Here is a 7694-nt window from a genome sequence, read left to right on the forward strand (position 1 = left end):
GCGTGCAATGCCGGCAGCTGATCACCGAGATCAGGCCCTTCACCGACGCTGAAGGTATCGGCCGCTGTCACCTGGTGCTCGATCCCGAGGTCGTGCGCACCGACTGGCAGCCGCGGCGCGCCTTCCAGGGCTGGCGTTACCTCAAGCCCGCCAATGCGCCGGCCGATCTCGGCAAGGGCATGGCGGCACTCGCCGAGATGCCGCGGAAGCTGAGGCTCGAACTCGCCGAACTCGGCCTGCTCTAAGCGCTGGCCCTTCGGCTCGCCAAGCGTGGGGGCTTGCAAGCGCCGGACCTAGGTCCCATCCTATTTCCTATGCTCAGTCATCCGTATGGCGGCGCAAACCGATGGGTGTGATCCTCGCATTGGCGGCAATCCTTGTGGTGCTTTTTGGCGCCGCGTTGCTCTTCGTGCGTGCTGATGCGGCGAGGATGGCCGACGGTCTGCGATCGCTCGGGCCGGCTTTGCTGGGGCTGGTCGGCGCGCCCATGCTGGTCTTCGGCCGCAGCCTCATCGGCGGACTGCTTCTGCTCGCGGCGCTCGCCTGGGTCGGCTGGATTCGCACGAGACGGCCTCCGGCGCGGGCTGCCGCTTCCAAGCATTCGACGGTGCGCACCGCTGCGCTTGAAATGGACCTCGACCATGACAGCGGCAGGCTCGAGGGGCTTGTTCTGGCCGGGCGCTATGAAGGCAAGATGCTTGGCGCGATGGGGCTGACGGATCTGCGCCAGCTTTATGGCGAGCTCAGCCCCGATCCGGAGAGCCGCCAGCTCCTAGAGACGTATCTTGACGGCCGTTTTCCCGTCTGGCGCAAGGACGCGCAGCCGCACAGTGGCGAAGGGCTGAGTGTTGCGCCAGGTGCGGGCGCCATGACTAAGGAGGAGGCCTACAAGGTCCTTGGTCTTGAAGCGGGGGCCGCCGCGGCGGATATCCGCAAGGCGCACCGCCGCCTGATGCAGCGCCTGAACGCCGATGTCGGTGGCACGTCTGTCCTGGCGGCGCGGATCAATGAAGCCAAGGACGTCCTGCTCTCCAATCACGATTAGTCTCCTTCGACGCCGGTACCTTCCGGGAGATTTGAACAGCCGCCTATTGCTCGACGGCGTAGCACGAGATTTTCTTCCGCTTCAGGGCATCGCAGGCCTTCCAGGCGGCATTCTTCGAGCCGAAGCCGCCGAAGCGGGCGCGGTAGTAGGTGACGCCGTCCTTGTCGAAGGCGACGGTGAAGCCGGAAGCATCGGAGAGGACCTTCGGCGCCTGCTTGGCGGTTTGATCCAGAAGGCTCTGAGCTCCGGTTTTGGTGGGCGAGGAAGCGACCTGAACCACCCAGCCTGACGGCACCGACGACGTCTTCACCGGATCGATCGCCGGCGCGGCGGGTGTCGGTTCGGCATAGGCCGTGACCGCCTGCGATGTGGTCTCCTGCGGCTTGGCAGCCGGCGCCACGGCGGCCACGGCAACCGTCTTCACCTTCCTGACCTGGATCACGGGCTTCGTCTCTTCGGCGACCTGTTGGGTGTCGTCCTGGACGTCGTCGGCCGAGGCAACGACAGTGTCGTCCGTCGCCGGCTTTTCGTCCGGAGTCGGTGCGTCATGCTTGGGCAAAAAGACCTTGGCCAGCGTCTTGATCGGGTTGTCGTTGCCCTTGGCGATGAGATCGCCGCCGCCGCGCGTCGAGGCGCGCGGCAGATAGGTGGTGATCAGCGCGGCCATCTGGTTGTCGCGGCTGCGGCCGGAAGCGCCGCCCATCACCACCGCGACGAGGCGGCGGTCGCCGTCTGCGACGGAGGAGACGAGATTGTAGCCCGAGGCGCGGGTGTAGCCGGTCTTGATGCCGTCGACGCCCTTGATACGGCCGAGCAGACGGTTGTGGCCGTTGATGCGCTGGCGGCCATACAGGAACGAGCGTTGCGAGAAATAGCCGTAATATTGCGGGAAGTGCTCGCGCAGCGCGATGCCAAGCATGGCCATGTCGTGCGCGGTGGTAAACTGGCCGGGGTCGGGCAGACCGTTGGCGTTGCGGAAGACGGTGCCGTTCATGCCGAGCTGGCGCGCCTTGGCGGTCATCATACGGGCGAAATTGTCCTCGCTGCCGCCGAGCAACTCGCCGAGCGCGGTGGCGGAGTCGTTGGCCGATTTCGTCACCATGGACAGGATCGCGGTCTCGACCGGAACCGAGCCGCCGGCGCGCACACCGAGCTTGGTCGGCGGCTGGGCCGCGGCATGCGCTGAGTAGGGCACCGGCGTATTCTTGCTGACCCGGCCCTTCGCCAGCGCCTCGAAGGTGAGGTAGAGCGTCATCATCTTGGTGAGCGAAGCCGGATAGCGCCGGCCATTGGCGTCGGCCGAATAGAGCACCTTGCCGGTCTTGGCATCCACCACAATGGCCGCGGACTTTGCGGCAAGGGCCGACGCCACATCGGCAGCGATAATCGTCATCGCCAGCGCGGCGACCATGACTGCCTTGAAGGAGAATGAGGATTTGGAGACCAGCCCCGACAACGCCTGACGCACCGTTACTACCCTGAAATTTTCGTTGCCCCGGAGGCGGCTACGGGAGTGCCTGCCTCACTTCCGGCCAAGCTATCGCGGTCAGCGTTACCAATCCGTTTATGGTAACCGCCGCGTTCACCATTTTTCGGCAAATCGAGCTTCTCTTTAATCGAATTTTACCGGCCGGCGGCGCTGGAGCCCCTGCGCACCAAGGGATTCTTGACTTTTGTGCGTTGCACAATATATTAAGGTGCATTGCACAAGGGCGCCCGGGGCAGAAAGGGCGTTTCAACCAAGGGAAGTATGAAATGACCCAGACCTATGAGGACTTCACGAAATACGGCAAGGAGTTTGCCGACACCGGGCTGAAGAGCTTTGCCTCGCTCACCAAGGGCGCGCAGGCGATCGCCACCGAAGCCGGCGAATACACCAAGAAGAGCTTCGAGGCCGGCAGCGCAGCCTTCGAGAAGCTGTTCGCGGCCAAGTCGATCGAGAAGGCCATCGAGATCCAGACCGATTACGCCAAGCAGAGCTATGAGAGCTTCGTGGCCGAGGCCAGCAAGATCGGCAATCTCTATGCCGAGCTCGCCAAGGAGGCTTACAAGCCGTTCGAATCGGTGGTCGCCAAAGCGAAGTAATTTCGCCGGATCATATCCATACGGCCAGCCGGCCTGTGAAAAGGACCCGGTCGCGGTAGCGCGGCCGGGTTTTTTCGTGGCCGATCGCAACCCGATGCACATTGCCGCATTCACGATTGAGAAATTCGCTTAGGTTTGCCCACCTAGCCATATTGTCAGCTAAACAGAAGGGCTTAAAATCGTCCATCGAGAACCTACATGTTGAACTCGCATGAGGATTCGAAAAGGCTGGACTACGTGACGATCGGTTTGACTGCCACGGCAGGCGTGGTGCGAATGCAAAGTGACGGGGACCGCAACGATCCCGGTCGCGGTACCGCTGTCATCACGCGCACCAAGACCAAGACCAAAAAGCCCAGCCTCTACCGGGTCCTCATTCTGAACGACGACTACACTCCCATGGAGTTCGTCGTTCACGTCCTTGAGCGTTTTTTCCAAAAGGACCGCGAGGCCGCCACACGCATCATGCTTCATGTTCATAATCATGGAGTGGGCGAGTGCGGCATCTACACATTCGAGGTGGCCGAGACCAAAGTGTCCCAGGTCATGGATTTCGCCCGACAGAATCAGCATCCGCTGCAATGCGTGATGGAGAAGAAGTGAGGTAACATGCCGGCTTTCTCCCAAGGCCTGGAAAAGGCGCTACATCAGGCGCTGACATTCGCCAACGAGCGGCATCATGAGTATGCGACGCTCGAACATCTGCTGCTTGCCCTGATCGACGACACAGAGGCGGCCGCCGTCATGCGCGCCTGCAACGTCGATCTCGACGAGCTCAAGCACACCGTTCTCACCTATATCGACACCGAGCTGGACAACCTCGTCACCGGCTACGACGAGGATTCCAAGCCGACGGCAGGCTTCCAGCGCGTCATCCAGCGCGCCGTGATCCATGTGCAGTCGTCCGGCCGCGAGGAAGTGTCCGGCGCCAACGTGCTCGTCGCCATCTTCGCCGAGCGCGAGAGCCACGCCGCCTATTTCCTGCAGGAACAGCAGATGACCCGCTACGACGCGGTCAACTACATCTCGCACGGCATCGCCAAGCGCCCGGGCGCTTCGGAATCGCGCACACCGCGCGGCGCCGAGGACGAGCAGGGCGGCCAGAACGGCGCCGAGCCGCAGGAGGAAAACGGCAAGAAGAAGCAGCAGGACGCGCTGACGGCCTACTGCGTCAATCTCAACAACAAGGCCCGCGCCGGCAAGATCGACCCGCTGATCGGCCGCGACAGCGAGATCAACCGCACCATCCAGGTGCTGTGCCGCCGCTCCAAGAACAACCCGCTCTATGTCGGCGACCCCGGCGTCGGCAAGACGGCGATCGCCGAGGGCCTGGCCAAGCGCATCGTCGAAGGCGATGTGCCGGAAGTGCTGCAGGACGCCACCATCTTCGCGCTCGACATGGGCACGCTGTTGGCCGGCACCCGCTATCGCGGCGACTTCGAGGAGCGGCTGAAGCAGGTCGTGAAGGAGCTCGAGGACTATCCGGGCGCGGTGCTGTTCATCGACGAGATCCACACCGTGATCGGCGCCGGCGCCACTTCGGGCGGCGCGATGGATGCATCGAACCTCCTGAAGCCGGCGCTGTCGTCCGGCGCGATCCGCTGCATCGGCTCGACCACCTACAAGGAGTTCCGCCAGTTCTTCGAGAAGGACCGCGCGCTTGTGCGGCGCTTCCAGAAGATCGACGTCAACGAGCCGACCATCGAGGACGCCATCGAGATCATGAAGGGCCTCAAGCCCTATTTCGAGGAGTTCCACAAGGTCCGCTACACCAGCGAGGCGATCAAGGCCTCGGTCGAGCTCTCGGCTCGCTACATCAACGACCGCAAGCTGCCGGACAAGGCGATCGACGTGATCGACGAGACCGGCGCCTCGCAGATGCTGGTGCCGGAGGCCAAGCGCAAGAAGACGATCGGCATCAAGGAGATCGAGGCGACGATCGCCACCATGGCGCGCATCCCGCCGAAGACGGTCTCGGCCGATGACGAGAAGGTGCTGCAGGGTCTGGACGTCGAGCTGAAGCGCGTCGTCTACGGCCAGGATACCGCGATCACCGCGCTGACCTCGGCGTTCAAGCTGGCGCGCGCCGGCCTGCGCGAACCGGAGAAGCCGATCGGCTCCTACCTGTTCTCGGGCCCGACCGGCGTCGGCAAGACGGAAGTGGCCAAGCAACTCGCCGCCTCGCTCGGCGTCGAACTGATCCGCTTCGACATGTCGGAATACATGGAACGCCACACCGTCTCGCGGCTGATCGGCGCGCCTCCCGGCTATGTCGGCTTCGACCAGGGCGGCCTGCTCACCGACGGCGTCGACCAGCATCCGCATTGCGTGCTGCTGCTCGACGAGGTCGAGAAGGCGCATCCGGACCTGTTCAACATCCTGTTGCAGGTGATGGATCATGGCAAGCTCACCGACCACAACGGCAAGCAGATCGACTTCCGCAACGTGATCCTCATCATGACCACCAATGCGGGTGCGTCGGATGCGCAGCGCGCGGCGATCGGCTTCGGCTCGACCAAGCGCGAGGGCGACGACGTCGAGGCGATCAACCGGCTGTTCACGCCGGAGTTCCGCAACCGTCTCGATGCGATCATCCCGTTCGGCTCGCTGCCGGTGCCGGTGATCCATCAGGTGGTGCAGAAGTTCGTCATGCAGCTCGAGGCCCAGCTTTCCGAGCGTGGCGTCACCTTCGATCTGTCGCAGGACGCGATCGCCTGGCTGGCCGACAAGGGCTATGACGAGCGCATGGGGGCGCGTCCGCTCGGCCGGGTCATCCAGGAGCACATCAAGAAGCCGCTGGCCGATGAAGTGCTGTTTGGCAAGCTGAAGAAGGGCGGCACGGTGCGCGTCACCGTCGAGAAGAAGGAAACCGGAGAGTCCGGCCTGAAGCTCGAATCGCTCGCCGACGAGTCGCCCGTGCAGCCGAAGAAGGAAGAGCCGGAAGACGCGCCGAAGCCGAAGAAGGCGGTGGCCAAGAAGCCTGCGCCCAAGAAGGCGGTGGCGCAGAAGCCGGAACCGAAGGGCAAGGACGGCAACAAGCGCAGCCTTGTGCCGCAACTGCCGCGCAAGGGCTGATCGGCCTTATTCCGAATTGCAGAAAGGCCCCGGCGACGGGGCTTTTTTGTTGCAAGGAAACGTGGAAATCGGCCGGATTGTCCTTAATTTAACGGTGCGCGTGGCCGATGTCCTCCAACCGCCAACGGATTTTCCTGGATCAATGGAAAGACGATGCGCCCGTGTCGGTGCGGTCGCATCCTGTGGCCGCGCATGCTATGGCCGGCACATGTCGACTTGGACCTCGAACGTCACAGCGCCTCGTTCCACTTGGTTCCTGCGTGGTGCCCGCGCGGCCTTTTCCCTGCCTGGCCTGATCCTCGTCAGCTCGTTCATTGGCTTTGCCGCCCTGGCGAAAGACGCCGGGGTCACGGTGGCACAGGCCGCTTTCATGACCGGAACGGTGTGGGCGCTGCCATCCATGGTCGTGCTGGTGAGTGCGATCGCATCGGGAGCGGCGCTGCCGGCGGCGATGTTCGCCGTCACGTTGTCCGCCATACGTCTGATGCCGATGGTGATGGCGCTGGCACCCGAGATGCGCACCGGGAAAACCCGGCAATGCGTGCTCTACCTCCTGGCGCATTTCGTGGCCGTGACCTCCTGGGTGCTGGCCATGGAGCGCCTCAAGCGCGTCCCGCCTCAAATGCGTACGACTTACTATGCCGGCCTCGGCGGCACGCTGGTGACGACGAATGTCATCGTCGTGACCGTCGTTTATGCAGTGGCGGATGCGCTGCCGTCCGCCGTTTCGGCGGCGTTGCTGATGTTGACGCCGATGTATTTCCTGACCTCGTTGTGGGGGTCCGCACGCGAGCGGGCAGGGCATGTCGCAATGGTCCTGGGCCTCGTCCTCGGACCGGTCTTCCACATAGTGTTGCCGCAGATCGATTTGCTGGTTGCCGGACTGATCGGCGGCACGGTCGCCTGTGGCTTGCAATTGTGGCGGCGCAAGGTGCGCGCAGCGTGAGTTACTTTTCCAGCGGCGCCTGGTGGTGGCCATACATGTTCATTCTCGTCGCCGGTTTCGCCGCGACGGATATCTGGCGCTTCCTCGGCGTCTATCTTGGCGGCAAGCTTTCCGAAGATTCAGACCTGTTGGTGCTGGTTCGCACCATGGCGACGGCGCTTGTTGCCGCCGTCATCGGCAACCTGATTGTCTTTCCAGGCGGCGCGCTGGCGCACACTTCGCTTGGCTTGAGGATAGCGGCGGCGGCCCTGGGTTTCGTCGCCTATCTGGCGTCGGGAAAGCGCATGGTCGTCGGCATCGCCACAGCCGAGTTTTTGCTTCTGGCGGGACTTTATCTGAACTTTTGATTTCGCCCCATCTCAGCCCGCCAGAGCCGCCCGGATCTTGCCGGCATTCTCGGCCAGCACCTCCGGCTTTTCCATCTGTCCGGGATGCGGCTTCAACGGCACGCCCTCGAAGCGCGGAACGACGTGGACATGAAGGTGATAGACGGTCTGCCCGGAAGCCGGCTCGTTGAACTGCATGATGGTGACGCCGTCGGCG

At 63.4% G+C, this 7694-nt stretch carries 9 protein-coding genes; 7 read left to right on the forward strand and 2 right to left on the reverse strand.

The genetic code is table 11. The annotated features are described in order from the left end of the window. Positions 1–245, forward strand: a 245-nt coding sequence (locus EOA27_RS13670) for a DUF1489 family protein (RefSeq protein WP_127256463.1), incomplete at its 5' end; no start/stop codon positions are given. A gap of 101 nt (positions 246–346) precedes the next feature. Continuing rightward, complete coding sequence (locus EOA27_RS13675) at positions 347–1045, forward strand: molecular chaperone DnaJ (RefSeq protein WP_126082638.1); 699 nt, start codon at positions 347–349, stop codon at positions 1043–1045. Positions 1046–1088: 43 nt separating this feature from the next. On the opposite strand, the gene EOA27_RS13680 is transcribed toward EOA27_RS13675, so the two are convergent. Then, on the reverse strand, positions 1089–2513 hold the full coding sequence (locus EOA27_RS13680; protein WP_126082639.1) for a D-alanyl-D-alanine carboxypeptidase: 1425 nt from the start codon (positions 2511–2513) through the stop codon (positions 1089–1091). 287 nt (positions 2514–2800) lie between these two features. Between EOA27_RS13680 and EOA27_RS13685 the strand changes: the two genes are divergently transcribed. The 5 genes from EOA27_RS13685 to EOA27_RS13705 all read left to right on the forward strand — a co-directional run bounded on the left by EOA27_RS13685 (position 2801) and on the right by EOA27_RS13705 (position 7498). Beyond that, complete coding sequence (locus EOA27_RS13685; RefSeq protein WP_042642580.1) at positions 2801–3130, forward strand: phasin family protein; 330 nt, start codon at positions 2801–2803, stop codon at positions 3128–3130. A gap of 276 nt (positions 3131–3406) precedes the next feature. Continuing rightward, positions 3407–3733, forward strand: a complete 327-nt coding sequence (gene clpS, locus EOA27_RS13690; RefSeq protein ID WP_036258315.1) for an ATP-dependent Clp protease adapter ClpS — start codon at positions 3407–3409, stop codon at positions 3731–3733. A 6-nt stretch (positions 3734–3739) separates the two neighbouring features. After that, on the forward strand, positions 3740–6205 hold the full coding sequence (gene clpA, locus EOA27_RS13695; protein ID WP_127256466.1) for an ATP-dependent Clp protease ATP-binding subunit ClpA: 2466 nt from the start codon (positions 3740–3742) through the stop codon (positions 6203–6205). Between the two features lie 16 nt (positions 6206–6221). After that, the gene (locus EOA27_RS13700; protein ID WP_348526242.1) at positions 6222–7151 is read left to right on the forward strand and encodes an AzlC family ABC transporter permease; all 930 of its coding nucleotides are present in this window, start codon (positions 6222–6224) and stop codon (positions 7149–7151) included. Beyond that, positions 7148–7498 carry an AzlD domain-containing protein gene (locus EOA27_RS13705; protein WP_126082641.1) on the forward strand — a complete coding sequence of 117 codons (351 nt, stop codon included), beginning with the start codon at positions 7148–7150 and terminating at the stop codon, positions 7496–7498. Before EOA27_RS13700 ends, EOA27_RS13705 begins: the two co-directional genes overlap by 4 nt. A 12-nt stretch (positions 7499–7510) precedes the next feature. Here EOA27_RS13705 and EOA27_RS13710 read toward each other — a convergent pair. Next, on the reverse strand, positions 7511–7694 hold a 184-nt coding region (locus EOA27_RS13710), incomplete at its 5' end, for an HIT family protein (RefSeq protein WP_145970343.1).

Origin of the sequence: Mesorhizobium sp. M2A.F.Ca.ET.037.01.1.1, assembly GCF_003998075.1 — a bacterium.
In the GTDB taxonomy this organism is placed as follows: Bacteria; Pseudomonadota; Alphaproteobacteria; order Rhizobiales; family Rhizobiaceae; genus Mesorhizobium.

Coding starts and splice junctions, on each gene's coding strand:
- EOA27_RS13675 (WP_126082638.1), top strand. CDS start 347: ATGGGTGTGATCCTCGCATTGGCGGCAATCCTTGTGGTGCTTTTTGGC.
- EOA27_RS13685 (WP_042642580.1), top strand. CDS start 2,801: ATGACCCAGACCTATGAGGACTTCACGAAATACGGCAAGGAGTTTGCC.
- clpS (WP_036258315.1), top strand. CDS start 3,407: ATGCAAAGTGACGGGGACCGCAACGATCCCGGTCGCGGTACCGCTGTC.
- clpA (WP_127256466.1), top strand. CDS start 3,740: ATGCCGGCTTTCTCCCAAGGCCTGGAAAAGGCGCTACATCAGGCGCTG.